The 25,585-nt window shown below is 67.5% G+C and carries 25 protein-coding genes; 9 read left to right on the plus strand and 16 right to left on the minus strand.

Annotated features, from left to right (window positions below):
* Positions 1-41: 41 nt before the first annotated feature.
* Positions 42-491 carry a protoporphyrinogen oxidase HemJ gene (gene hemJ / locus D6850_RS13805; protein ID WP_121167970.1) on the minus strand — a complete coding sequence of 150 codons (450 nt, stop codon included), beginning with the start codon at positions 489-491 and terminating at the stop codon, positions 42-44.
* Between the two features lie 416 nt (positions 492-907).
* On the opposite strand from hemJ, the gene D6850_RS13810 reads away from it, so the two are divergent.
* The 4 genes from D6850_RS13810 to dnaQ are packed head-to-tail and all read left to right on the plus strand — an operon-like array spanning position 908 to position 3,612.
* On the plus strand, positions 908-1,507 hold the full coding sequence (locus tag D6850_RS13810; RefSeq protein ID WP_121167972.1) for a Maf family protein: 600 nt from the start codon (positions 908-910) through the stop codon (positions 1,505-1,507).
* The gene (locus D6850_RS13815) at positions 1,504-2,337 is read left to right on the plus strand and encodes a shikimate dehydrogenase (RefSeq protein WP_121167974.1); all 834 of its coding nucleotides are present in this window, start codon (positions 1,504-1,506) and stop codon (positions 2,335-2,337) included. The genes D6850_RS13810 and D6850_RS13815 overlap by 4 nt, the downstream gene beginning before the upstream one ends.
* Positions 2,334-2,927 (plus strand): dephospho-CoA kinase, encoded by a 594-nt coding sequence (gene coaE / locus D6850_RS13820; protein ID WP_121167976.1) that lies wholly within the window; start codon positions 2,334-2,336, stop codon positions 2,925-2,927. Before D6850_RS13815 ends, coaE begins: the two co-directional genes overlap by 4 nt.
* On the plus strand, positions 2,920-3,612 hold the full coding sequence (dnaQ, locus tag D6850_RS13825; RefSeq protein ID WP_121167978.1) for a DNA polymerase III subunit epsilon: 693 nt from the start codon (positions 2,920-2,922) through the stop codon (positions 3,610-3,612). The genes coaE and dnaQ overlap by 8 nt, the downstream gene beginning before the upstream one ends.
* Here dnaQ and secB read toward each other — a convergent pair.
* Both secB and D6850_RS13835 read right to left on the minus strand, forming a co-directional pair.
* Complete coding sequence (secB, locus tag D6850_RS13830) at positions 3,605-4,126, minus strand: protein-export chaperone SecB (protein WP_121167980.1); 522 nt, start codon at positions 4,124-4,126, stop codon at positions 3,605-3,607. The genes dnaQ and secB overlap by 8 nt on opposite strands.
* 58 nt (positions 4,127-4,184) lie before the next feature.
* Positions 4,185-4,685: an FxsA family protein gene (locus D6850_RS13835; protein WP_121167983.1), complete on the minus strand. Its 501-nt coding sequence runs from the start codon at positions 4,683-4,685 to the stop codon at positions 4,185-4,187.
* 110 nt (positions 4,686-4,795) lie between these two features.
* Here D6850_RS13835 and D6850_RS13840 point away from each other — a divergent pair, with 110 nt between their 5' ends.
* From D6850_RS13840 to D6850_RS13850, 3 genes are read left to right on the plus strand one after another with little or no spacing between them, the layout of a single operon-like run.
* Entirely contained in the window at positions 4,796-5,458 is a 663-nt protein-coding gene (locus tag D6850_RS13840) for a Tim44/TimA family putative adaptor protein (protein WP_121167985.1), read from the plus strand.
* Positions 5,455-6,486, plus strand: coding sequence for a murein transglycosylase A (gene mltA, locus D6850_RS13845; RefSeq protein ID WP_121167987.1), 1,032 nt, complete (start codon positions 5,455-5,457; stop codon positions 6,484-6,486). Before D6850_RS13840 ends, mltA begins: the two co-directional genes overlap by 4 nt.
* Positions 6,483-7,061, plus strand: a complete 579-nt coding sequence (locus D6850_RS13850; protein WP_121167989.1) for a Smr/MutS family protein — start codon at positions 6,483-6,485, stop codon at positions 7,059-7,061. The genes mltA and D6850_RS13850 overlap by 4 nt, the downstream gene beginning before the upstream one ends.
* Here the strand turns inward: D6850_RS13850 and D6850_RS13855 are convergent.
* The 12 genes from D6850_RS13855 to regB all read right to left on the minus strand — a co-directional run bounded on the left by D6850_RS13855 (position 7,041) and on the right by regB (position 23,379).
* The gene (locus tag D6850_RS13855) at positions 7,041-8,267 is read right to left on the minus strand and encodes an MFS transporter (RefSeq protein WP_121167991.1); all 1,227 of its coding nucleotides are present in this window, start codon (positions 8,265-8,267) and stop codon (positions 7,041-7,043) included. The two genes, D6850_RS13850 and D6850_RS13855, sit on opposite strands and share 21 nt — an antisense overlap.
* A 122-nt stretch (positions 8,268-8,389) precedes the next feature.
* Positions 8,390-9,697 carry an ATP-dependent protease ATPase subunit HslU gene (gene hslU, locus D6850_RS13860; protein WP_121167993.1) on the minus strand — a complete coding sequence of 436 codons (1,308 nt, stop codon included), beginning with the start codon at positions 9,695-9,697 and terminating at the stop codon, positions 8,390-8,392.
* Positions 9,698-9,755: 58 nt separating this feature from the next.
* On the minus strand, positions 9,756-10,841 hold the full coding sequence (locus D6850_RS13865; RefSeq protein WP_121167995.1) for a hypothetical protein: 1,086 nt from the start codon (positions 10,839-10,841) through the stop codon (positions 9,756-9,758).
* Entirely contained in the window at positions 10,838-11,401 is a 564-nt protein-coding gene (gene hslV, locus D6850_RS13870; protein ID WP_121167997.1) for an ATP-dependent protease subunit HslV, read from the minus strand. The genes D6850_RS13865 and hslV overlap by 4 nt, the downstream gene beginning before the upstream one ends.
* A 118-nt stretch (positions 11,402-11,519) precedes the next feature.
* Positions 11,520-11,840, minus strand: a complete 321-nt coding sequence (gene trxA, locus D6850_RS13875; RefSeq protein WP_121167999.1) for a thioredoxin — start codon at positions 11,838-11,840, stop codon at positions 11,520-11,522.
* Positions 11,841-11,902: 62 nt separating this feature from the next.
* Positions 11,903-15,265 carry a double-strand break repair helicase AddA gene (addA, locus tag D6850_RS13880; RefSeq protein WP_121168001.1) on the minus strand — a complete coding sequence of 1,121 codons (3,363 nt, stop codon included), beginning with the start codon at positions 15,263-15,265 and terminating at the stop codon, positions 11,903-11,905.
* The gene (gene addB / locus D6850_RS13885) at positions 15,262-18,192 is read right to left on the minus strand and encodes a double-strand break repair protein AddB (protein WP_121168003.1); all 2,931 of its coding nucleotides are present in this window, start codon (positions 18,190-18,192) and stop codon (positions 15,262-15,264) included. Before addB ends, addA begins: the two co-directional genes overlap by 4 nt.
* Positions 18,185-18,871: a nucleotidyltransferase family protein gene (locus D6850_RS13890; protein WP_121168005.1), complete on the minus strand. Its 687-nt coding sequence runs from the start codon at positions 18,869-18,871 to the stop codon at positions 18,185-18,187. Before D6850_RS13890 ends, addB begins: the two co-directional genes overlap by 8 nt.
* Positions 18,853-19,872 (minus strand): aminoglycoside phosphotransferase family protein, encoded by a 1,020-nt coding sequence (locus D6850_RS13895; protein WP_121168007.1) that lies wholly within the window; start codon positions 19,870-19,872, stop codon positions 18,853-18,855. Before D6850_RS13895 ends, D6850_RS13890 begins: the two co-directional genes overlap by 19 nt.
* A complete protein-coding gene (gene tsaE / locus D6850_RS13900) occupies positions 19,865-20,341 on the minus strand; it encodes a tRNA (adenosine(37)-N6)-threonylcarbamoyltransferase complex ATPase subunit type 1 TsaE (RefSeq protein ID WP_121168009.1) in 477 nt (158 codons plus the stop codon). The genes D6850_RS13895 and tsaE overlap by 8 nt, the downstream gene beginning before the upstream one ends.
* Before the next feature lie 41 nt (positions 20,342-20,382).
* Positions 20,383-21,906: a PAS-domain containing protein gene (locus D6850_RS13905; RefSeq protein WP_121168011.1), complete on the minus strand. Its 1,524-nt coding sequence runs from the start codon at positions 21,904-21,906 to the stop codon at positions 20,383-20,385.
* Between the two features lie 81 nt (positions 21,907-21,987).
* Positions 21,988-23,379, minus strand: coding sequence for a sensor histidine kinase RegB (gene regB, locus D6850_RS13910; RefSeq protein ID WP_121168013.1), 1,392 nt, complete (start codon positions 23,377-23,379; stop codon positions 21,988-21,990).
* A gap of 142 nt (positions 23,380-23,521) precedes the next feature.
* Between regB and D6850_RS13915 the strand changes: the two genes are divergently transcribed.
* Both D6850_RS13915 and D6850_RS13920 read left to right on the plus strand, forming a co-directional pair.
* Complete coding sequence (locus D6850_RS13915) at positions 23,522-24,151, plus strand: SCO family protein (protein ID WP_121168016.1); 630 nt, start codon at positions 23,522-23,524, stop codon at positions 24,149-24,151.
* A gap of 89 nt (positions 24,152-24,240) precedes the next feature.
* A complete protein-coding gene (locus D6850_RS13920) occupies positions 24,241-24,792 on the plus strand; it encodes an ActR/PrrA/RegA family redox response regulator transcription factor (protein ID WP_121168018.1) in 552 nt (183 codons plus the stop codon).
* 78 nt (positions 24,793-24,870) lie between these two features.
* On the opposite strand, the gene D6850_RS13925 is transcribed toward D6850_RS13920, so the two are convergent.
* Positions 24,871-25,467, minus strand: coding sequence for an HD domain-containing protein (locus tag D6850_RS13925; protein ID WP_121168020.1), 597 nt, complete (start codon positions 25,465-25,467; stop codon positions 24,871-24,873).
* Positions 25,468-25,585 lie beyond the last annotated feature (118 nt).

The following is a 25,585-nucleotide window of genomic DNA, read 5'->3' on the forward strand; positions in this document are numbered from 1 at the left end:
AGGGGCGCAATACCTCGCGGCGGCGCCCGAGTCAACGCCGCTCAGAAGCGCAGCACGACCGAGAAGACGATCACCACCATCAGCACAGTCGGCGCCTCGTTCATCAGCCGGTATCGCCGCCCGCTGACCGAACGAACGCCGGTGGCGAAATCCCTGCGCCGCGCCGCCAGCCAGAAATGGAACCATGTCATCGCCAGCACTCCTGCGGCTTTGGTCCAGGGCCAGGTATCGGACCAATCGACAACGCCGGGCACCGCGACGAGGGCAAGGCCGAGCGCCCATGTCGCGATCATCGACGGGGTCATGATCACGTTCAGAAGCTTGCGCTCCATCTCCTGGAACACGACATCACGGCTGTCTTCGGGTTCGGACTGCTCGGCGTGATAGACGAAGAGACGCGGCAGGTAGAACAGCCCCGCCATCCACGAAATCACCGCCATGATATGCAGGGCCTTCACCCAAGGATAGGTCGAGATCAGGATACCCGTCATTTTGCCCTCATTCCTGGTTCCATTCTCTATAAATAAAATAGAAAGATAAGAAAGGATGATGAAGGTGTAGGGGCGCCGCCAACCTGTGGATTACGAAACCTTGCCCGTGCTTCTCCACAACCCCATGCCATGTGGATGAAACACGGGAGAAATGACAGCTTTCACCGATCTTTGGAAAATCTATATTCAATATCAGTATGTTGAGTATCATTGAAATTGACCGTGACTGGGGATAAGACAGAGATGGATCGGCCGCGAAGAAACGGCCCCCAAGCCGGATCTTATCCCGTTCACAACGTGATGATTTCGCTCGGGACGGGGAAGCATGGCCCGGGATGTGGGGCGTTCCCCACGCGCAGCGTCTTCCGGCGGACCATGCCCGTCTTGACACGCAAACCATACAGGGACTTGTCCACATGAGCGCGCGTATCCTTCTCGCCTCGCAATCCGAAATCCGGCTGACCCTGCTGCGCAATGCCGGCGTGCCCGTCACCGCCATTCCCGCCCGTATCGACGAACAGTCGATCAAGGCCGCCCTCTCGGCCGAGGGCGCTTCACCGCGTGATATCGCCGATGCGCTGGCCGAAGCGAAGGCGCAGAAGCAAAGCGCCAGAATGCCCGAGGCGCTCGTGATCGGCTGTGACCAGGTCCTGGCCCTCGATGGCGTGATCCACTCGAAACCGTCTACGTCCGATGACGCGGTGGCGCAGCTGCGCAACCTGCGCGGCAAGACGCATCACCTCTTCTCCGCGGTGGTGGTCTGCGAAGGTGGTCAGCCGGTCTGGCGACATATCGGGCATGTCCGGCTCAGCATGCGAGAATTGTCAGACGCCTGGCTCGACGGGTATGTCGCGCGCAACTGGGACAGCATCCGCCACAGCGTTGGCGGCTATAAACTCGAGGAAGAGGGTGCGCGGCTCTTTTCGCGCATAGAGGGGGATTACTTTACCGTTCTCGGTCTGCCATTACTGGACCTGCTATCCTACCTGTCGACCCGAGGAGAGCTGGAGACATGACCGCGGAGAAGATTCCTCTCGCCGGCGTGATCGGAACCCCGATCGCCCATACCAAGTCGCCGCAGATCCACCGTCATTGGCTGACATCGATGGGCCTGCCCGGGCATTACATTCCGATGGATGTGGCGACGGATGATCTCGAAACGGTGTTGCGCACCTTGCCCAGGGCGGGGTTTGTAGGCGTCAACGTCACTATCCCGCACAAGGAGCGCGTGCTCGACATCGCGGACCTCGTGACGGACCGGGCAATCCTCATCGGCGCGGCGAACACGCTGATCTTCCGCAAGGACGGCAAGATCCACGCCGACAACACCGATGGGCTCGGTTTCGTGCGCAACCTCGAATCCGCGCCGGGCGGCTGGGATCCGCGCGCCGGGCCGGCGGCGATGTTCGGCGCCGGGGGCGCGGCGCGGGCGGTGATCGCGGCAATGCTGGACGCCGGCGTGCCCGAGATCCTCATATCCAACCGCACGCGCGTGCGCGCCGAGGCGCTGCAATCGGATTTCGGCAAACGCCTGCGCGTCTTCGACTGGGTGCAGGCGGGCAACATGCTCGACTACGCGGCGACGGTGGTGAACACCACTTCGCTGGGTATGCTGGGCCAGCCGCCGCTTCGCGTGCCGCTCGACGGATTGCAGAAGGGCGCGCTGGTGACCGACCTCGTCTACGCGCCGCTCAAGACCAAGCTGTTGGAAGTCGCCGAAGAGGCCGGTTGCCGTACGGTCGACGGGCTCGGCATGTTGCTGCACCAGGCGGTGCCGGGGTTCGAACGCTGGTTCGGAACCCGCCCGACGGTGGACAGCGCGACGCGGGCGGCCGCGCTCAGATGACGTTTCGGCTTGGCCTCACGGGGTCCATCGGCATGGGAAAGTCGACCACCGCGCGCCTTTTCGCCGCGGAGGGCTGCGCCGTCTGGGACGCGGACGCGGCGGTGCATCGTCTCTATGCCGCAGGCGGCGCGGCGGTCGAACCGATGCGGGCCGTCTTTCCCGACGCGATCATGGATGGCGCGGTGTCGCGCGACGCCCTCAAGCGGATGATCGGAGAGGATCCGTCGGTCCTGACGCTGATCGAACGGATCGTTCACCCGCTCGTGGCCGCTGACAGAATGGCGTTTTCAGCCGAAACAGAGACGGAGATTACCGTATTCGACATTCCTCTGCTGTTCGAGAAAGAGACCGAAACACAGCTTGACGCCGTGGTTTGCGTCACCGTACCGGCAGAGGTGCAGCGCGCCCGCGTGCTTGGGCGCGGAACAATGACCGAGGCGCAGTTCGACGCGATCATCGCCAAGCAGATGCCCGACGCGGAAAAACGCGCCCGCGCCGATTACGTCATCGTCACTGACACGGTTGAACATGCCCGCGCGCAGGTGCAATCTGTGCTTCGCGACATCAGGGAAAATCGGCTCAATGCGTGAAATCGTCCTCGACACCGAAACCACCGGGTTCGAGCCTGAACAAGGCGACCGTATCGTGGAAATCGGCGCGGTCGAACTGATGGGCCATATGCCGACCGGGCGCACCTATCACCAGTATATCGATCCCCAGCGCGCCATGCCCGACGATGCGTTTCAAGTGCATGGCCTTGGCGACGATTTCCTGCGCGGCAAGCCGGTCTTCGCCGACATCGCGCAGGCTTTCGTCGATTTCATCGGGGACGCGAAACTGGTGATCCACAACGCCGCTTTCGACATGAAATTCATCAACGCCGAACTTGGCTGGGTGCGGCGCCCGCCTCTGCCAATGGAACGCGCCATCGACACGCTGGCCATCGCGCGCAAACGGTTTCCCGGCTCGCCCGCATCATTGGATGCGCTCTGCCGCCGGTTCGGGATCGACAACTCCTCGCGCACGCTGCACGGCGCGCTGCTCGACTCCGAGATCCTCGCCGAGGTCTATCTTGAACTGATTGGCGGTCGTCAGCCTGACTTCGCGCTGGGTCAGCAGCCCGAACGGGGCGGCGCGCAACAGTCGGCGACCGGCTGGCGCCCCGCACCACGCCCGGAGAAACTCGCGCCCCGCCTGACCGAAGCGGAGCGCGCGGCGCATGAGGCCTTCGTCGCGAAGATGGGCGATGCCGCGCTCTGGCGCAGGTTCAGTTGAGCTCGGCGCTGGCCGGTTTTTCCTGCTCGGCCTGCCGGCGCATGATCTCGTTGCGGTAGATCTGAAGGAAATCAATATTTTCCATGTTGAGCGGCGGGAAGCCGCCGTCGCGCGTCACGTCGCTCACGATGCGGCGCAGGAACGGAAAGATCATCCGCGGACATTCGATCATCAGGAAGGGATGCAACTGTTCTTCGGGGACGTTCTCGACGTGGAAGACGCCGGCATACTCCATCTCGAGCAGAAAAAGCTTGTCCTCGGTGCCCTTGTTCTTGGACTCGACGTTCAGCTTGATCGCCACCTCGTACTGGTGGTCGGGCTTGCGCTTCTTCGCGTCGAGATTGACGTTGACGGTCACATCCGGCTGCACCTCGCCGCCGACGCCGCGCTGGGCCAGGACGTTTTCGAAGGACAGGTCGCGCACGAACTGGGTGAGAATGTGCATCTTGACCTGGGGGGCCTGCTGTTCGGCGCCTTCCTGCGCGCCGGTGGCGACGTTATCTTCGTCTTGCATGAGTGTCTCCCGTGAAAATCTCTTGTTGGTGAGGGTCTAGCAGCAAGCGGTTGCCGCCTCAATGCCTTGTCCAGCCGGACGATCCCTGATGCCCCGTGCCGGGCCTGCGGTCGGGGGGCGTTTCGATCTCGTGATACTCGCCCTCGATCAAAGATGGGTCTTGCGGACGCCTCCGCGGGTCCGAAGGCCCGGCTTCGCTGTGGAAGCTCTGAACGCGGACGCGCGCCCGCAGATAGCGGTAGGCGGCGCGGCGGAAGGCCGGCATCAGCAGCGCGAACCCAAGCGCATCCGTGAAAAATCCCGGCGTAAGCAGCAGCACGCCCGCGATGAGGATCATCGCCCCATGCGCCAGCGGTTCGGTCGGGTCCGCCTGCCGGGTGAACGAGGTGCGCAAATCGTTCAGCGCCGCCGCGCCCTGCGCCCGCATCAGCCAGGTCCCGATAACCGCCGTGATCACCACGATCGCCAATGTCGGCCACAGGCCGAGCCATCCGCCGACCTGGATGAACAACGCGATTTCGATCAACGGCACCGTCAGGAACGCCAGCAGCAGCCACATGAGCCGATCTCCTTTGTTTTGCAGGCGATAAGGTGGACTTGGGCCTGCCCGTCCCCTACATAGTAGCGGACGCGCCGGCTTTCCACGTTTTACCCTTGAATGAGGTGTCCATGAACTCGCCCATCATACAGCTTCTGGTTCTTGCCGGAATCGCCGTGTTCCTTATTCTGCGGCTCAAGAACGTGCTGGGCACCCGCGACGGGTTCGAGCCGACGAACCAGCAAAAAATCGAGTCGACGCGCGGCGACAAGCGCCCCGAACTCGAGGTGATTGAAGGCGGGCCGGATCACGACATCATTGATCACGTCGCCGAGGACAGCGACGCCGCCGCCGAACTCGCCGAGATGAAGCGCGCGGAACCCTCCTTTGAGGTGGGCCCGTTCCTGCAGGGCGCGCGCGGCGCCTACGAGATGATTTTGATGGGGTTCGAACGTGGGCGACTGGACGACCTGGTGCCGTTTCTCGACCCCGAGGTCTACAACACCTTCTCCGAGGTGGTCGACAAGCGGCAGGAACAGGGCCTGCACATCGAATCCGAATTTGTCGGAGTGCGCGAGATCACGCTGCTCAACGCCGATTTCGACCAGGAAACGCGGCGCGCCAACATCACCGTGCGTTTCGTCGGAGAACTGATATCGGTGGTCAAGGACAAGGACGGCAAGATCGTCGAGGGCGAGCCGGGCAAATCCAAGAAGCAAAAGGATGTCTGGACGTTCGAACGCGTCATGGGGGCGGACGATCCCAACTGGCGGCTCGTCGCCACGGGCGAATGATCCGGGCGGCCCTCGCCGCCCTCTTGTTCGTGCTGCCGGTCCCCGGCGGTGCGGCCGCGAATGAGACCTCCTATACCGTCCTCGACTTCGACGACCTGACGGGGTGGGAACAGGACGACCACGCCGCGGCGCTCAGGACGTTTCTCGTCACCTGTCCCGACATGAAGGATCCCGACTGGCGCGCGCTCTGCGCGCTGGCCCAGCAGAAGCCGGACGCCAAGGCGTTCTTCGAGCTGTTCTTCCGCCCGATGTTGATCACCGAGGGCAAGCCGGCCCTCTTCACCGGCTATTTCGAACCGGAACTGCGCGGCTCTCTGCGCCCCGGCGGGCGCTACCGCTATCCGCTTTATCGTGAGCCGCCCGAGGCCCGCGTGAGCAACCCCTGGCTGACCCGCGCGCAGATCGAGAACGCGCCGGAAATGCGCGGTTACGAAATCGCCTGGGTCGACGACCCGGTGGAACTCTTCTTTCTTCAGATCCAGGGGTCCGGGCGTATCCGGCTGCCCGACGGCAACGTGATCCGGGTGGGTTATGGCGGCAACAACGGGCATGAGTACCGTTCCGTCGGCGCCGAACTGGTGCGCCGCGGCGTCTATTCGGTCCACCAGGTTTCGGCGCAGGTGATCAAGAACTGGGTGCGCCGCAACCCCGAGGCGGGCCGCGACCTGTTGCGGCACAATCCGTCCTACGTGTTCTTTCGCAAGCTCATCGGCCACGCCGACGATCTCGGCCCGTTGGGTGCGATGAACCGGCCGGTGACGCCGGGACGCTCCATCGCGGTCGATCCGAAATTCGTCACCCTCGGCGCGCCGGTCTGGATCGACAAGGGCGGCAAGCGTCCGATCCGGCGGCTGATGATCGCGCAGGATACCGGTTCGGCGATCAAGGGCGCGCAACGCGCCGACATCTTCTTTGGCACCGGCGACAAGGCGGGGCGCGATGCCGGACGGCTGCGCGATCCGGGCCGGATGGTGGTTTTGATGCCGATTCAGCGCGCCTATGCGCTGGCGACAGAGACCCTGCAATGAGCCGCCGCAAGCTGCGTCCCGAAGAGCTCGCGCTCTGGCGCAAGGTGGCCGAGACGGCGGATCCGCTGACCCGCGACCGCCCGCAACCGGCCCCTGCCCGCCCGTTCTCCGATCCCGAACCGTCGTCGAAGCCAAAGGAACAGCCGCCGATCGCACCGTTCCGGGTGGGCGAACGCGCGGAAGGCGCGCTTCCGGGTCTCACCGACCGGACGGTCGCGATGCCGGTCACGATGGACAAGCGCGCGCATACCAAGCTCAAGCGTGGCAAGATGAAGCCCGAGGCGCGGATCGACTTGCACGGCATGACGCTGGATCGCGCGCATGGCGCGCTCACGGCGTTCATCCTGCGCGCGCATGCCCAAGGCAAGCGCCTCGTGCTGGTCATCACCGGCAAGGGCAAGCGATCGGATCAGCCGGGGCCGATCCCCGTCCGGCAGGGCGTGCTGCGCCATAACGTGCCGCATTGGCTGCAAATCCCGCCGCTCGCGCAGGTCGTGATGCAGGTGAGCGAGGCGCATGGCCGCCACGGCGGCGGCGGCGCCTATTACGTCTATCTACGCCGCCCGCGCGGGTAAGAGCGGCCGCGCCCGCGCGATGCCGATCCCCATCAACACGGTGGTCAGCACGAAATAGCCCGCCACGGCCATGTATTGCCGCTCGAGTCCGATCCCGAGGTCGATGCCCAGCCCGGTGATCCCCGGTCCGATGGCCGATCCCAGCACCATCACCGCCGCCGCCATCGCCTTGATGGAGCCGAGGAATCGCGTGCCGTAGAATTCGGCCCAGAATGCGGCGGGCAGCGTCGTGTTCACCCCCGTGTTGAGCCCGAGAAAGAAGAACCCCAGCCACAGCCCCGCCACGCCCTGCGCCAGCGCGAAGGTGGCGAAGGCGGCGACCATCGGCAACTGCATGAACGGGATAAGACGCGCCGTTCCCACCTTGTCGAGAGCCCAGCCGCTCGCCACCATCGCGAGGATGCTGACCCCGGTGAAGAAGGGAAAGATCGCCACGAACTCGATATGCGCGACGCCCTTGATGTCCGCGAAATGCACCTGGTGAAAGAAGAACGCCGTGCTGAAGGCAGACGGTCCCAACAGCGCGGGGATCATGAACCAGAACAGCCAGTGCCGGAACGCCTGGTTGCGCGTCCATTGCCGCGCCTCCATCCCGGCCGCCTGATCGGATTGCGCCATCGATTGCGGCGTGCGCTCCGCGCGAAGCAGCAGCAGCAACACCGGGATGCCAAGCACCGCGACCACCCCCGCCACCACCCAGAGCAACCGCCAATCCACCACCAGCAACAGCGACACGAAAAGAAGCGGCAGCACCGCCTCGCCCGCGGCAAAGCCGAGCGTGGCCACCGACAGCGCCTTGCCCCGCCTGACGATGAACCAGCGCGACATGGCGACCGCGGCGATGTGGCTGGTCATCCCCTGCCCCGTGAAGCGCAACGCGAAGATCGCCAGCGGCAGCAACCACCAAGTCGGATTGAGCGCCATGAAGACGCATGCCCCCATCAGCATCACCAGCACGATCGCGCCAAGACCCCGCACGCGGAACCGGTCGGTCAGCCCCCCGGCCCAGACCATCAGCGCCGCAGAGGCCGTCGTGCCCAGCGTGTAGATCCCGCCCCATTCCCCGTGACTGAGATCGAACGCCGCGCGGATCTCGCCCGCGAAGATCGAGATGAAGAATGTCTGCCCGAAGCTGCTTAGGAACGTCAGCAACACCCCGGCCGACAGCCAGCGCGCATTTTCGCGAAGGAACGTGAGGGTGTTCATGCCCTTACGTCGCCCGATTTCCCCCCGAATGGAAGGCGGAAAATCGGGCATGACACCACCTGCGTGGCGCGACGGTCAGGCCGGGGAGGTGGGTGTTCTCACCGGGAAAAAGTCCAGCAGCTTTACAGCACGTAGCGGCTGAGGTCCGCGGATTTCATCAACTCGCCCAGGTTCGCCTGCACGAAATCCTCGTCCACCGTCACCTCTTCGCCCGCGCGGTCGGGTGCGTGGAAGCTCAGTTCCTCGAAGACGCGCTCCATCACGGTGTAAAGGCGCCGCGCGCCGATATTCTCGACGGTGCTGTTCACCTCGGCGGCGATGTGCGCAAGCGCCTTGATCCCGTCCTCCGTAAAGGTGACGGTGACCTCCTCGGTGCCCAAAAGCGCGGTGTATTGGCGTGTCAGGGCGTTGTCCGTCTCGGTCAGGATACGCACGAAATCCCCTTCGGTGAGCGCGCGCAGTTCGACCCGGATCGGCAGGCGGCCCTGCAATTCCGGTAGCAGGTCCGACGGCTTGGCGATATGGAACGCGCCCGACGCGATAAAGAGGATGTGATCGGTCCTGACCGCGCCATGCTTGGTCGAAACGCTCGTACCCTCGATCAGCGGCAGCAGGTCGCGCTGTACGCCTTCGCGGCTGACCTCACCGCCGCGCGCGTCGTGGCGGGCGCAGACCTTGTCGATCTCGTCGAGGAAAACGATGCCGTTCTGCTCGACCGCGTCGAGCGCGGCGCGGTTCACCGTCTCGTCGTCCAGCAGCTTGTCCGCCTCTTCGCCGATGAGGATCTCGTAGCTTTCGGCGACGGTCATGCGGCGGCGCACGGTGCGCTGCCCGAACGCTTTGCCGAAGATGTCGCCAAGGTTCATCATCCCCATCTGCCCGCCGGGCTGGCCGGGAATGTCCAGCATCCCCATCGGGTTGGAGTTGTCGGCGACGTCAAGCTCGATCTCGGTATCGTCCAGCTCGCCGTTCTTGAGCTTCTTTCGGAACATCTCGCGCGTGCCTTCGCGGGCGTCCTCCCCGGCGATGGCGCTGATGACGCGCTCTTCGGCGGCGGCGTGGGCGCTGGCCTTTACGTCTTCGCGCATCTGTTCGCGCACCATCGCGATCGCCGAATCCACGAGGTCGCGGATGATCTGCTCCACGTCGCGCCCGACATAGCCGACTTCGGTGAATTTCGTGGCCTCCACCTTGATGAAGGGCGCGCGGGCGAGTTTGGCGAGCCGGCGGCTGATCTCGGTCTTGCCTACGCCGGTGGGGCCGATCATCAGGATGTTCTTGGGATAGACCTCGTCGCGCAGATCGTCCGAGAGCTGCTTGCGCCGCCAGCGGCTGCGCAGGGCGACGGCGACGGCGCGCTTGGCGTCCTTCTGGCCGATGATGAACCGGTCCAGTTCCGAGACGATTTCGCGGGGGGTAAGGTCGGTCATGATATTCTCCTGGCACCGTGCTTCGGCGGAACCTAAGCACGGGGATGAAAATGGCAAGTCAGCGATTCACGTCGTAGGGCGGCAGGCGATCCTTGCCCGGGAAGTCGGGTAGCGCACGCATCAGCGCGACGCGCAGCCCGATCCAGAACGTGCCGAGCGCGGTCACGATGCCGCCCAGCACCAGGAGCAGGACCGGCCAGCTCAGGTCGGACTGGCCCAGCTGCATCGCCCAGGCCACCACGAAGGCGAGATAGCCAAGCCCCGCCGTCAGGAACGACCGCCGGTCGATGATGAGCGCCAGGACCGTGATCGCCACGAGGGCTGCGGCGGTGAGCATCATGCCGGCGCCGCCGCCCGTGTTGTAGGCGGTCATCGCCACGGTGTTGACCAGTGCAGGCGCGGCAAGCAGGTGCAGCCAGAAGGCCGAGCGCGCCATGCGCCCGATCCGGTGGGGATCGCGCATGTCGAACCAGAGCCCGGCGGCCAGCGCGAGCAGCCCGAAAACCAGCGTGCCGATGGCAAGCCCACCGCCGCGCCGCAAGTCGAAGAACCTGTTCCAGTCGCCCATGAGGCCAATTTGAACGTCGGTCATCGTCCCGGTGAGCCCGAACACCACGGCAAGCCCGAAAAGCCCCGCAAGAAACATCGCAAAGGGCACCCGGAACACGCGGTAGTAGATCGCCATCGCCCCGATCCCCAGCAGGCCGAAGACCACGACGATCACGCCCTCGCCGCGCGCCAGCGGCGATTCCGACAGCGCGAAACCGATGATCGTCGCCGCCGCCATCGCATAACCCACCGCCAGCACGATCGAAGGCAGCGCCATCCGCCGCTTGCGCGTGAAATAGAGCGCGCCGAACCAGCAGAGCGCGCCCATCACCGCCGCGATGCCCACGCCGCTGCCCAGCAGCGCGGCAAAGGCGATCGCCCCGCTCAGCAGCAGGATGAGGCCGACCGAGACGAAGATCTCGGCGAATCCGCGAAACAGTTCGAACGGCTCATCGTCGGGCAACCTGCGCGCGAGGCGACCCGCGCGTTCGTGGCCAAGATGGATCAGCCGGGCCGCCTGCGCCTCGGTGATGATACCCGCGGCGGCGGCGGCGCGCAGATCGTCGTCCGTCAGCTTGGTGTCGGCGCCGTTCATGCGCTGGCCGAGATCTCTTCGACGGTCAGGTTGCCATTGGTGTAAACACAGATGTCGGCGGCGATGGCCATCGCGGCGCGGGCCACTTCCTCGGCGCTGCGGTCGGTGTCGATCATGCCGCGGGCGGCGGCCAGAGCGTAGTTTCCGCCCGACCCGATTGCGGCGATGTCATGCTCGGGCTCAAGCACATCGCCCGCCCCGGTAATCACCAAAAGATCGCGCCCGTCGGTCACGATAAGCATCGCTTCGAGCTTTTGCAGATACTTGTCGGTGCGCCAGTCCTTGGCCAACTCCACGCTGGCGCGTTGCAACTGTCCCGGCGTCGCCTCGAGCTTGGCCTCGAGCCGCTCGAGCAGGGTGAAGGCATCCGCGGTCGATCCGGCGAATCCCGCCACCACGTCGAAGCCGCCGGGCGACAGGCGGCGCACCTTGCGCGCGCTGCCCTTGATGACGGTCTGGCCCAGGCTCACCTGCCCGTCGCCCGCGATCACCACGCGGCCGCCCTTCTTCACGCCGATGATCGTGGTGCCGTGCCAGCCGGGAAAGTCGTCGTTTCGCATGATCTGCCTCCTGTCGGGTCCGTCCGATATAGGGGTTGCGTATTTGGCGAACATCGAAAGCCCAAGGAAAAGGGCCCCGCCGATGCGGCGAGGCCCCGATATCAGGCTCTGATCCGGCTCAGATCGCCTCGTCGATCCAGCTTTGCAGCGCGGCCTTGGGCGCGGCGCCCGCACGGTTCGACACGACTTCGCCATCCTTGAAGATGAACAGCGCCGGAATGCCGCGCACGCCCATGGAGGCGGCGGTGTTGGGGTTGCTGTCGACGTCGACCTTGGCGATCTTGACCTTGCCCTGCATCTCGGTCGCGATCTCCTCGAGCGCGGGGCCGATCTGCTTGCAGGGGCCGCACCATTCGGCCCAGAAATCCACCACGACGGGGATATCGGAATTCTTCACTTCGGCGTCGAAGGTATCGTCGGTGACGGCTACGGTGGCCATTTGGCGTCTCCTCTCGGGGAATTGCTGCGTTGCGCAGAACGTAGGTAGAGGCCGGGGTGACGTCAAGCGGCGCCGGCCTGCTGTAACGCCTGCGCGATCAGCGCCCGCGGCAGCGGCATGAGCTGCGCGGTCCGCGTCCAGAGGATCGCCGCGTCGATGCGCCGGTCGGGGTAAATCTGCGCGAGCGCGGCCGCGTAGGCGCCCATCTGCCGCAGGATGCCGGAGGGGCAGGCGTCGGGCCCATCAGGAATGGTGCGGTTCGACTTGAAATCGACAATCAGCACATGGTCGGGCGCGACGATCAGCCGGTCGATCGCGCCGTGTATCCGCGCGCCGCCGAGTTCGGGCAGCGTGGCGGTGACCGGCGCTTCGGTGAGCGCGCCATGCGCGAAAAGCGGGCCGTCGCCATGCGCCGTCAGCACGCCCGCCGCCTCGGCCAGCAGCGCAGCCTGCGTTGACGCATCGGCCGCGTCGGGGCCGGCGGAAAACAGCCGCGCCGCCTCGGCAGGCCAGTCCGCCGCCGGATGGCCGGGCAGCACCTCCAACAGCAGGTGCACCTGCCGCCCCCAGCGTTTCGCCGCGTCCTCCTCCGGCCCCGCATCACCCGGAAGCGCCTTGGCTCCGCCGAGATCGGTCGAGGGGCTGAGCGTATCGGCGCGTTCGGGCGCCGCCGGAATCGTGGCGAAATGCGCGGGCAAGGAGCGCGCGGCGGCAGGTGCGACGGTTGCGGAATCAGTCACTGTTCCGCCCCAATCGCCCTGTTCCATGCGCTTAATGCCGTCGCCATGTTCGCGCGCGGCGCCAAGCCGCTCCATCGCCGCCGCGATCTTCTCGTACCAGCTTCGGCCCTTTTTACCCGGCGCCTTGGGGCAGGCGACGATCAGCCAGGTTTCCGCCCGCGTCATGGCGACATAGAGCAACCGGTCGCGCTCGGCTTCGCGCGCCTCGGCCGCGAGGTCGAGCGCGTCGCGCACGGGCGCCGGCGCGCTGGGCGCGGGCATACGCCAAAGCGGCGCCTCGCCGCCGGTCACGAACTGCCCGCCTTTCGGCGGCTTGCGCTCGGCGGTGTCGGGCAGGATCACCACGGGGGATTCCAACCCCTTCGCGCCATGCACCGTCATCACGCGGATGCGGTCGTCCGCCGCGTCCAGCTGGCGCTTGATCTCGACCTCGTCGGTCTCGAGCCAGACGAGAAAGCCGGTGAGGCTGTCCACGGCCTTGCGTTCATAGGCGAGCGCCTGCGCCAGAAGCGCGTCGATTCCGTCCTCGGCCTCGACCCCCAGCCGGCCGAGCAGGCGACGGCGCCCGTCATGGCGGGTCAGGATTCGCTCGATCAGGTCGAAGGGGCGCAGGTAATCCGCCTGGGCGCGCAGGTCGGTCAGCATGGCGAGCGTTTGCGGATGCGTGTCGAACTGGCCGCGAAGGGTCTGCCACAGGTGGCGCTCCGCGCGCCCCTGGGCAAGCGCGTAAAGCTCTTCCTCGCTCCAGCCGAACAGCGGCGAGCGCAGCGCGGTGGCGAGCGAAAGGCTGTCCTCGGGCGTGGCGAGGAAGGACAAGAGCGCGGCGAGATCCCGCACCGCCAGTTCAGCGCCGACGCGCAGCCGGTCCGCTCCGGCGATGGGCAGGTCGCGCGCCTTGCAGGCGCGGATGATCTCGTGAAAGAGGTCCGAACGCCGCTGCACGAGGATCAGGATATCGCCCGCGCGCACCGGCCGCATCGCGTTGCCCTCGCTCGCCGGGATCGGCTGCTTGCGCGCGATCATGTCGGCGATCTCCTGCGCGATCCGCTCGGCCAGGACCACCGCCGGATCGTCACTCGCCAGCATGTCCACGGGATCGTGCCAAGGGGGGGCTTCGCCCGGCTCCGCCTCGGTCGGAACGGGCCAGAGATCGATCCGTCCAGGCAGGTCGGTCCTGAAGGCGATATGCCCCGAGCCAGAGCCTGTTTCGCCCTGATCCGTGTCCGACATCACCGCGTCCACGAGATCGAGGATCACCTGCGATGAACGGAACGAATGTTCGAGCCGCGTGCGTTGCAGCGGTTCGGGCGTGACCGACAGACGCTGCGCGAACTCCTCCTGCATGCGGTCGAATTCGCCCGGATCGGCGCCCTGGAAGGAATAGATCGACTGTTTCTTGTCGCCGACGACGAAGATCGTGCGCCGCACGTCCGGGCGCGCGCCGATGCCGCTGGTGAACTCCTGCGCGAGCCGGTCGATCACCTGCCACTGCACCGGGCTGGTGTCCTGCGCCTCATCCACGAGGATATGATCGATCCCGCCATCGAGCCGGAAAAGCACCCAGGCGGCGACATCCGCCCGCGTGAGCAGGTCCCGCGCCCGCAGGATCAGGTCGTCGAAATCGAGCCAGCCGCGCGCCTGCTTGGCCTCAGCGTAGGCAGGCAGGAAGATATGCGCGAAATCGTGCAGCGCGCGCGTGGCCTCCAGCGCCTCGAGCGCGACGCGATCCTCGCGCGCGGCCTCGACCCGGCCCATCCAGGCATGGAGACCGGCCAGAAGTTCGCCCAGCTTCTCGCCCGTCGCCTTGGTCGGGAAAGACCCTATCTTGGCCGAAAACGGCTCTTTCGTGTTCGCGCCGGTCAGGAATATCCCCTCCAGCGCGGGCAAGCAGTCGATATCGAGCGCGTCCAGCTCCGCCAGCCGATCGGCGTTACGCTGGTCGGTGACCGAGCCCTCGCGCAGCACCGGCAAGAGCGCGTCGAGAAGCGCGCGCTCACCGCCCGTGAAGACCTCCGCCTCCAGTTGCGCCGCGCTGCGGTCATGGCGCAGGCCCAGCATGCGGCGCAGCCCCGCGTCGGTCCATTCGGTCTCGAACAACGTCCGGTGCTGCGCGATCTCGCCGGCCAGGTCGGCAAGCGTCTGGCCGGAATAGTGCCGCGCGACGGCGTGCAGGACGCCGACCTTCGGCTCGGTCGCGATCTCCTCCACGATCTCCGCGCGCAAGAGCGCGGCCGCGCGATCCTCCATCTCGGTGAATTGCGGGCTGACCCCTGCCTCGAGCGGGAAGCGCCGCAAAAGGCCCGCGCAAAACGAATGGATCGTCTGGATCTTGAGTCCGCCGGGCGTCTCGACCGCCTGCGCGAACAGCCTGCGCGCCTGGCGCAGCGCCGCGTCCCCGCGCGCCCCTTCGGCGCCCAGCGTCTCGAGCTCGGTGGTGAGTGCTGCGTCATCCAGCATCGCCCAGGCGCCAAGGCGCCGGAACAACCGGTTCTGCATCTCGCTCGCCGCGGCCTTGGTGTAGGTCAGGCACAGGATATGCTGCGGATCGACCCCGTCGAGCAGCAGCCGCGCCACCCGGTCTGTCAGCACCCGCGTCTTGCCCGACCCGGCATTTGCCGACAGCCAGGTCGAGCGGTCCGGGCGCGCGGCGGCGATCTGGCGCAATGTGGCGGCGTCGAAACTCATCGACCGACCTTTCGCTTGTCCGGGGGCGCGGTCGCGTCCCATTCGCCGAACCGCGCCAGTTGGTCGTAATCGCCCGTATCTTCCTTCTTCTGCATCGCACGGCGCGCGGTATAACCCATGTCCTCCTGAGCATAGGCCGCGATGAGCGCGGCAAGCTGCGCCCAGACCTCCCCCGGCGGCGTTTCGTCGAGCGGGGCGGGCACGACCTTGCCGCTTCCGCCGAGGCCAATATAGGCGGCCTGCGCGACCGGCGCGGCAGGGATGCCGTCAAAGCCCGCGATCTGGGCCATCGCCGCTTCAAGCAGGAGCTGCTTGTCGAAATACTGCTGTTCCTTGGGCGTGGGGGGCTCGCCCGATTTGTAATCGAAGATATGCAGCTTGCCGGTCGGGGCGATGTCGATCCGGTCGGCATAGGCGACGAGCGTGAAACCCAGCGCATCGATCCGCGCCTCGCCGCGTTTCTCGAACCCCGTGGGCTGGGCGATCGCGCGGCGCGTCAGTTCGGTCGTAACGAAACGCTCGGCGATCCGACCCAGCCGCGCGCGCCACATCACCCGCGCCTCGCGCCACGGCACATGTTCGGCCAGCACCCGGTCAGCAGTGGCGAGCAGCCTTTCAGTCGTGCAGAGCGCCGCATCCTGCGCGGTTTCCGAGACAAACACCTCGAGCACCTTGTGCAGCACGATCCCGCGCAGCAGGTAATCCGGCAGTTTCATCAGCGGATCGAGCGGGCGCAGCCGCAGAACGTGTTTCGCGTAGATGCTGTAGGGGTCGCGAATCAGCCGCTTGATCTCGGTCACCGACAACCGGTCGGGCCGGTGCGCAACGGGCGGGCAGGGCGAGGGGCGCGGCGCGGGCGGGATCAGGGGCGCCTCTTCAAGCCGCGCGGCGAGGTCGAGCCACGCCCGTCCCCGCGCGCGCATCGCGTCCAGCGCCGCCGCGCCGCCCTGATCGGGCAGCCCAGCCAGCAGGTTCTGCAACCGGTTGACCCAGCGCGATACGACGGTCTCGGACTCCTCGCTGCGCACCGACCGGGTCAGCCAGACCTTGCGCGCCGCGATCGCCTGCTGGAAATCATGCGCAGCGAGCCCGATCCGGCGCTCGGGCAGCAACAGCCCCGCCCGGTGCCGCAATTCGCGGTTGAGCCAGGGATCGGGGCTGGCCGCCTCGGGCCAGCTTCCCTCGTTCAGACCGGCGAGGATCAGCAGCTCCGCCCCCTGCACCCGCGCCTCGAGCGTGCCCCAGATCAGGATATCGGGGTGCGGCTCATCGGGGTTGCGCACCTCGCCGCGCGACAGGATCGCGTGGACAAGGGCCGCGTAGTCGGCCGCCCGCATGTCGCCGCCATGCCCGGCCTCGGCGTGCAGTTCCTCCATCGCCTCCCGCGCCGCGCGCCCGTCCTCGCGCGACCAGAGCGCGCCGGGCGGCTCCGCCCGGCAGCCGCCCGCGATGGCGCCCGCGGTCGCGAGATGCGCCGCGACCCGCGCGGTCAGCGGGCGTTCGGCGCCGCCGTCCTCCTGCCCGCACAGATGCGCGGCAAGCCACGCGCCCCAGTCCGCTGCCATCTCGTGCGTCTGTTCGGCGGCCCAGCCGATCACGTCCTCGGCGGTGGGGTAGGGCGGGCCGTTGCGCCGCAGGTGCAGCTCAAGTTCGCGCGTGAGCAGCAGATGCGCGCCCCGCTCGCCACCCGAATGGGTCATCGGATGCTTGAGGATGGTCAGCAGCGTCTCGGCGGTCAGGCGGCGGCAGGGCAGGTCCGCCACGTGCCGCAAGAGCCGTCCCGGCGGCGTCAGGTGCAGCGGCACGCCGGCGCTGTCATCCGGCACGATGCGCCAGCGGTCAAACGCGGCGGCCACCTGCCGCGTCAGCCCCCGGTCGGGCGTGATGAGCGCGGCGGTCTGCCCGTCCTCGGCGGCCTGCCTCAGCCGCATCGCGATCGTCAGCGCCTCCTGCCGCTGCGATGGCGCCTCGAGCAGCGTCACGTCCGCCATCGCCGCATCCAGATCGTTCAGCGCCGGCCCCTCCTCGCGCCAGGCGTCGGTCATCGGGGCGGGCCGCAGCGCCAGCGACACGACCCGGTTGCGCGCCGGGTTGGCCGGGGCGGCGCCGGTCCAGCGGGCGATGTCCCGCGGCCCGAGGTCCAGCGCGCGGCGCAGCGCGTGGTAGCGGTATTGCGGGTGGTCTTCGGACAACAGCGGATCGGCCATCCCGCCCCAGACCGCATCCGGCATGTCGAAATCGTATCCCGGCAGCACCACCGCGCCCTGCGGCAGCCGCGCCACCGCCTGCATCAGCATCTGCGTCGCTCCGCGCGACCCGGTCGAACCCGCGAGGATCACCGGATGCGCGGGCGGCGCGGCCTGCCAGGCGGCGATGGTCGCCTCCACGGCCTGGCGCTGCCACGCGCCCGCGTCGGGAAGGTCGGGCGCCTGCGTGAAGCGGCGCACGATGTTCAGGAACGCGCGGATGCGGTCCCAGTGTCCGGACTGGTCGCTGACATCAAGCGCGTCGATGGCGTCCGGCGACACGCCCTCGGTCTGCATTTCGTCCATCAACGCGGCAAGGCTGTCGGCCAGGTCGTAAAGCGCGCTGCGCGGGGCGAGGTCGGGCTGCTGCTCGATCAGCCGCGCGATCAACTGGATAAGCTCCAGCCGCCGGCGCAACGCGGGCGCGGGCGCAGGCAGGCCGGTATGCAGGCCGAGGTCTGTCACCAGCGCGATCCGCGGCAGAAGGCGCGGCGGCCCGGCGTCCCAGAGCGCGCGGATGCGCCGCGCCATCCGCCGCGTGTTGACGATAAGCTGCACCCGCGCCAGCGCCTCGGGCGGCTCACCGGCCAGCCGCGCGTCAAGCCCCGCGATCAGTTCCGCCGGGAAATCGACGCCCGGGGGCAGGGCGCAGACACGGGGGATCTCCTGCGGCTCAAACATCGCGGCCCGCCAGCATGTCCTCGGCCAGCGCGATCCCGCCGGGATGGCCGACATCGCACCAGCGACCCGGATAGGGCAGAGCGTGCAGCGCGCCGCGCGCGATCATCCGGTCCCATACTTGGTTGAGCGAAAACGCCTCCTCCTCCACCTCGGCCAGCAGCCCGGTCTCGAGGATCTGCACGCCGGTATAGACAAGGCCGGCGCCCCGCGTCGCCCGCCCCGCATCATCGACGCGGAAATCCCCCGCGCCGTCATGGCCGATGGCCCGCGCGGGCGGCGCGCACAGCAGCAGCGCCCCCATCTCGCCCGGCCGCCACGCGCGGGCCAGCAGATCGAGCGGGTTCGGCCCGTCCCAGACCGCGTCCGTGTTCATGGTAAAGAGCGGCCCCGCCCCGGTCAGCGGCAGCGCGGCGCGCAGCCCGCCCCCGGTATCGAGGATATCGGGCGCCTCGACCGTCACCGTCACGTCGCTGTCCCTGAAATGATCGATGATTTGCCCGGCGCGGTAATGCGCGTTGACGACGATCCGGCCCACCCCCGCCGCACGCACGAGGTCGAGCGCATGATCGATGAGCGCGCGGCCCCCCACCTCGATCAGCGGCTTGGGCCGCTCGCGGGTGAGCGCGCCCATGCGCGTGCCGAACCCGGCGGCGAAGAGCATTACCGACTCGATGCGCATTTTTCCCTCAGCATGTTCAGCGTCTCTGCGTCGGGCTCCGGCAGCGCCGCCCGCACGATCGGGGCGAGCCCGGCCAGCGCGGGGTGGTCGAGGTCGCTCATCAGGTGATCCCAGACCCGGGGCATCAGGGTCAGGTAATGCGGCTTGCCGTCGCGCAGGCAGAGCCGGGCGAAGACGCCCATGATCCGCAGGTTCCGCTGCGCCCCGAGCACGTGATAGGCGCGCTCGAACGCCTCCGCGTCGGCCCCGGTGCGCGCCGTGTAGCGCGCGATCATCCGGGTGGCGACGGCTGGCGGCACGTCGCGGCGCGCATCCTGGAGGAGCGAGACGAGATCATAAGCCGGATGACCCAGGAGCGCGTCCTGGAAATCGAGCAGCCCGACACGCGCCACGCCCGCCCGCCCGGGCAGCCAGAGCAGGTTCTCGGCGTGGTAATCGCGCTGGATCAGCACCGCGGCGCTGGATGCGTGGGTTTCAAGCGCGGCATGAATCGCCGCGCGCATCGCCGCGCGCGCGCCCGCGTCCGCGCCGCGCGCCCCGGCAGCGTACCAGTCGCAGGCCAGCGCGGCGAGATCGGCCATCGTGTCGGCGTCGTAGGCGGCCAGATCAGCGGGCGGCGCGTGTTCGTGCAGCGTGACGAGCACATCGGTCGCGGCTTCGTAGAGCGTGTCCTCAAGGGTCGGGTCCGACGGGATGACCCGCGCGAAGAGCGCATCGCCCAGATCCTCGAGCAGCAGGAACCCGCGCTCCGTATCCGCGGCGAGGATCCGCGGCGCGCTGAGGCCCAGCGATGCGAGGTACTCCGCGATCCGCACGAAGGGTCGCGTGTCCTCGCCCTTCTCGGGCGGGGCGTCCATCAGCACGGCGCGCGCGCCGGTTCCGGGGTCCGTCAGCCGCAGGTATCGCCGATTCGACGCATCTCCCGCCAACGGCGCGAACGCGGCGCCGCGCCAACCGGCAGCCTCCGCAAAGACGCGGGCCATCGCGTCGCGCTCAGCCATCGCACAACCCTTCCAAGCGCGAGGCCCAGCGCGGATCGCGCCAGCGCAGGGTCATGCGGCGCATCTCCGGCCGGTCGGTCATGGCGAGGTCGAGCCAGAGCGCGTTTTCCGGGGCGAGATCGCCCAGCCGGTCGGGCCATTCGACAAGGCAGATCGCGGCGTCGAACGCATCGGTCAGGCCAAGCTCGATAATCTCGGAAGGACCGGTGACGCGGTAGAGATCGGCGTGCCAGACTTCACCGTCCGGCACGGGATATGTCTGGACCAGCGTATAAGTCGGGGACGGCACGTCCTCGGGCGCGATGAGCCGTGCCTGGATCAGGCAGCGCGCGAAATGCGTCTTGCCCGCGCCGACGTCGCCCGACACCAGGATCACGTCGCCCGCGCCGAGGCGCGGGGCGAGCGCACGGGCCACATCGCAGGTTTGCGCAGGGCTGTACAGGGTGCAGGCGAGGGTCGTTCCCGTCATGGCGGTGACACTACACGCGCCGCCGTCCCCTGCAACCGGGATCAGCCCATCGTCGTGGCCAACCGTTCGGATTTCTGCCCCAGCCCTGCGTCTTGATCGGAGTCGAGGATCAGCATGCGCGCGCCGCCCGGCAGCGGCTCGACGCGAACGGACACCGCGCCGCGCCCGGCGACATGCGCGTTTTCGCGCAGCGGGGTCGGCAGGCTGCGGCGGCGCAACGCCTGTTCGACCCGTGTCCAGAGTTCAGATTGCGGGATGGCCGCGTCGCAGGCGCGGACCAGGTCGGTGACGCCCATGTCGGCAAAGCTGCTGTCCGGATCGATCCCCAGCAGCCGCGTTGCGCCTTCGTTGCAGAAGGACAGCACGCCGTTCGGCCCGGTGACCATCACCGCCTCGGGCAGCGCGTCGAGCGCGGATTGCCGCAGGTCGAGCTGCGCGCGGTAGCGCCGCGCGCCCAAAACCTCGGCGGTGATGTCCTCGAATAGGAACGCGACCGCGCCGTCGGGATGTGGCCGTCCGGTCACCCGGTAGGTCACGTCGTCGGGAAGCGACCATGTCTCCTGGTAGAGCCCGTCCCTTGCCGATTCGATCACCTCGTTGACCTGGGTGCGCCAGCACGCATAGTTGCGCGGTTCGGGCATGACCTGCCGGTCGCGCAGCATGTCGAAGACCCGCATGAGCTCGGGCCGCGCGCTCAGAAAGTCGGGCGGCAGCCCGGTGAGGTCGACCAGCGCGGGGTTGAACAGCGCAAGCTGGCGGTTCTTGTCGAACACGGCGAGGCCGATTGCCAGGTAGGCGAATGTCTTGGTCAGGGTCTGGAGGAAATTGCGCTGCCCGGTCTCGGCGCGCACGATCTTGGTCACCTCGGCGGCGTGGTGCATGACATGCCCGTCGCTCGCGGCGGACTGCACCTCGAACCAGCGTGGCTCGGACGGGGTATCGCCGGGGATCGAAAAGCGGGTTTCGCTGGTGTGGCCGGGATCGGGCGACGGCACGTTCTTGCGCAGGCTGCACGATTCGAACGTCTGCGCGCAGGCCGCGTTGCGCCAGATCAGCGTTCCGTCCGCGGCGGTTTTCCAGATCGGGTAGGGCGCCGCCTGAAGGGCTCGCCGCAGCTCGGCCAGCCGCGCCTGTTCGGCAAGTGCGGCGTGCCGTTCCGCCGGGCAGGCATGCGGCGGGTCGGACAGGATCGCGCGCAGGGTGTCTCCTGTCCGCGTCAGTTCGACCGTGGCGCCGTCATCGGGCGCGTCGTATGAGGGAACGACGATCGACTCGCCCGCCATCGCCTCGATGTTCGCGGGCAGGCCGGGAAACCGAGGCGTCAGCCAATTGCGCAGATCGGACCACGATACCGCGCTCCCCCCGCTGTCGGGAAGCGCGCCGGCGTCGTGATCGATCAGCGCGCCATCCTCGAACAGGAAGCTGGCCGCGCCGCGGGCGGGCGGGGCCGCGCCGGATGCGCCGCCCGTGGGCAGGAACAGCCCGATCAGCCAGAGCGCCGCGAGAGATCCCCCGGCCGCGACCAGGGCCAGCCCGATCCACATCGTGACGCCACCTGCAAACATGCGCTTCGTTCCCTCGATAGCGGACTCATGGGAAACAGCCTTGACCAGCTTCGGTTAACCACGGGTTAAAAGCGGTGCGTTTCAGGGCGTGATCGGCCTGTCCGCTCCTGCCTCCGCGCCACCGGCCGCGGCCTCGAGCGTCTTGCGCGGCCAGGCGACCTCGACAAAGGCGCCGGTGCGCTCGGCCAGCGCCGCGTTGCGGCCGAACGCCTCGGTTCCGTTGGCGAAACTCAGATCGGCGCCCGACCGCTCGAGCAGGGTCTTGGCGATGAACAGACCAAGGCCCATCCCCTCGTAATCCGGGCGCGCCGGGTCGATCCCGCCGCCCCGCCGACGCATCAGCGGATCGCCGATCCGGCCCAGCAGGTGCGGCGGATAGCCCGGCCCGTCATCCATGATGCGGATGCTGACGCGCCTGTCGTCCCAGTCGGATTCGACCCAGACCGTGCGAGCGGCGAAATCGACGGCGTTCTGCACCAGGTTGCGCAGCCCGTGGATCACCTCGGGACGGCGCAGGATCAGCGGCTGCGTGGTCAGGCCCGCGCGGCTGCTGGCGCCGTGATCGAAAAGGATCGTCTTGCCGCGCCCGACATGAGGCTCGGCCGCTTCCTCGATCACCGCCGTCAGCGGCGCGGTGCGCAGGTGCACGTCGTCCTTGCCCGCGCGCCCCAGCGAACGCAGGATGTCGCGGCAACGATCCGCCTGCTCGCGGATCAGCAGCGCGTCTTCGCGCGCGTCGCTTCCCTCGGGCAGTTCGTCCGCCAGTTCGGAGGAGGTGAGCTTGATCGTCGCGAGCGGCGTGCCCAGCTCATGCGCGGCGGCCGCCACCACGCCGCCGAGGTCGGTCAGCTTCTGTTCGCGGGCAAGCGCCATGCGCGTCGCCTGCACCGCGTCCGACATCACCGCCATTTCCGAGACGACCCAGCGCGAATAGACGCCGAGGAAGATCACCGCGATCACGATCGCCGCCCAGTTGCCGAAGAGAAAGATGTCCGGCATGCGCAGGATCTCTCCGTGCTCGGTGCGCAGCGGCAGGTGGATCAGCGCCAGCGCCGAGACTATGGCGATGGCGATCAGCCCGAGAAATACCGTGGAGCGCCTGGAAAGCGACGAGGCGGAGACGATCACCGGGCCGACGATCAGCATCGAGAAAGGGTTGTTGAGCCCGCCGGTCAGGTAGAGCATCAGCCCCAGCTGCAGCATGTCGAAGAGCACGACGGCGAGGTTCTCGGATTCGGTGAGCCGCCTCGTCGCCGGATAGATCGCCGAGGCGACGAGGTTGCTGATCACCGCCGCGCCGATCACCAGGAAACAAAGGCCGATCTCGAAGTCGAGCCGGTAGACGCGCTGCGCGATCACCAGCGCCGCCACCTGCCCGAGCACCGCCCACCAGCGCAGGTAGACCAGCGTGCGCAGGCGGATCCAGTTGCCGCCCGCGCGCAACCGGATCGGATCGGGTGAACTCTTTGTCATCTGCGCGGTTTCGCCCTATTGCGACCATGCCGCGGCCTGCTAGATGTGCCGCGATGAAACGAACCTGCCACAGTCGGGCGGCATAGCCCAGCCCGGCCGGGCCCGCCCCCAACCGGGTCGGGTCGCAGCCAAGGAGACACCCATGACCCGCTCCATCGCGCTTGCCGCCGGACTCGCACTGATCGCTCTCTTGGGGGTGACTTATTACCTGCTCTTTGCGCGTGATGGCGACGACCGCTTCGCCCAGTGCCGTGCCTCGCAGATCGCGGGCGGCGCGGGCAGCATCGGCGGCGATTTCACGCTGCTCGACGAAACCGGCGACACAGTGACCAGCGCCGAGGTGTTGGATGAGCCGGCGCTGATCTATTTCGGCTACACCTTCTGCCCCGATGTCTGCCCGCTCGACGTGGCGCGCAACGCCGAGGCGGTGGAGCTGCTCGAAGAGCGCGGCAAGATGGTCAGGCCGGTCTTCATCTCGGTCGATCCGGCGCGGGACACGCCCGAGGTTGTCGGCGACTACGCCGAGATGATGCACCCCCGCATGGTTGGCCTCACCGGCACGCCCGAGCAGATCAAGGTCGCCAGCGACGCCTACCGCACCTATTACAAGGTCCACGACGCGGCCCCGGGCCAGGAGGATTACTACCTCGTCGACCACTCGACCTTTACCTATCTCACCCTGCCGGGCGAGGGCTTCGTCGATTTCTTCCGCCGCGAGATGAGCGCCGAAGAGATGGCCGACAAGGTCGCCTGTTTCATCGACGCGGACTGACCCGGCCGCACCCGCCGCTGTTTGACGCCTCCCGCCGCGCGGGCTACTTAGGTTCCACGCCGCAATGCACCACCGGGAGACGGGGACACATGGCTGATAGCGATAGCCGGATCGGCGAGGACAACTCGCTCCTGTTGCTCGATGACGACGAGCCGTTCCTCAAGCGGCTCGCCAAGGCGATGGAGAAGCGCGGCTTTGCCGTGGAGACTGCCGAATCCGTCGCCGAAGGGCGCGCCATCGCCAGCGTCCGCCCGCCCGCCTACGCTGTCTGCGATCTGCGGCTCGAGGATGGCAACGGGCTCGACGTGGTGGAGGTGATCCGCGAGCGCCGCCCTGATGCGCGCATCGTGGTGCTGACCGGCTATGGCGCGATCGCCACCGCGGTGGCCGCGGTCAAGATCGGCGCGACCGACTACCTGTCCAAGCCCGCCGACGCCCGCGACATCACCAACGCTCTCCTGGCGGACGAGGACGAACTGCCGCCGCCGCCCGAGAACCCGATGAGCGCGGATCGCGTGCGTTGGGAACATATCCACCGGATCTACGAGCTCTGCGACCGCAACGTGTCCGAGACCGCGCGGCGGCTCAACATGCATCGGCGGACCTTGCAGCGCATCCTCGCGAAACGCTCGCCCCGATAGCCGGTCCTCCGCCCTTCGGGCGTCCTCGCGCAATCGTCCGCCGGCCGGGTATTCTCACCGGGAAAAGCATCCCGCGAGTCACCCCGTCTGTGCGAGCAGCGCCGCCGTGCGGTCGGTATAGGCGGCACGGGTTTCCAGCGGCGCGCGAAGCAGGATGGCGAGGTCCGCCATCACCTTCGGGTCGGGACGACCGAAAAAGCGGTCCGCCTCGGCGTTCGTGAAACCCGCGATCTGCGTCGCCTCCATCCAAGCGCTGATCTTGTCCGCCTTCTTGATCTGTTTCCTGACCGTGGCGGGAATCGCGGCGGGCAGGCCGAAACGGATATGGATCGCCGCGGACAGCCGCTGATCGAGGTCATCATAGCCCGGCCCGACAGCGGCCTTCACCGGCGAGATCATGTCGCCGATCACGTATTCCGGCGCGTCGTGCAACAGCGCGGCCAGTCGCCATTTCGCCGCCGCCTTCGGGCTGAGACGGCCGAACAGCGTCTCGACCAGCAGCGAATGCTCGGCCACCGAATAGGCGTAATCGCCCAGCGTCTGCCCGTTCCAGCGTGCGACGAAGCTCAGCCCGTGGGCGATGTCCTCGATCTCGATATCGACCGGGGTCGGATCCAGCAGGTCGAGCCTGCGGCCCGAGAGCATTTTCTGCCAAGCGCGTGCAGGTCTTGCCATGCGGGTTCCCTCGTCTCATCCGATGCCGGATCGGTTTGTCCCATGAAATCCGCTTGCCTGAAAGGCGCTATCGCTTGGACGGAGCAAAATACAGATCCCGCGACGAAGAAGGGCGTCC

It is taken from the genome of Roseovarius spongiae, from assembly GCF_003651245.1.
Taxonomy (GTDB): domain Bacteria; phylum Pseudomonadota; class Alphaproteobacteria; order Rhodobacterales; family Rhodobacteraceae; genus Roseovarius; species Roseovarius spongiae.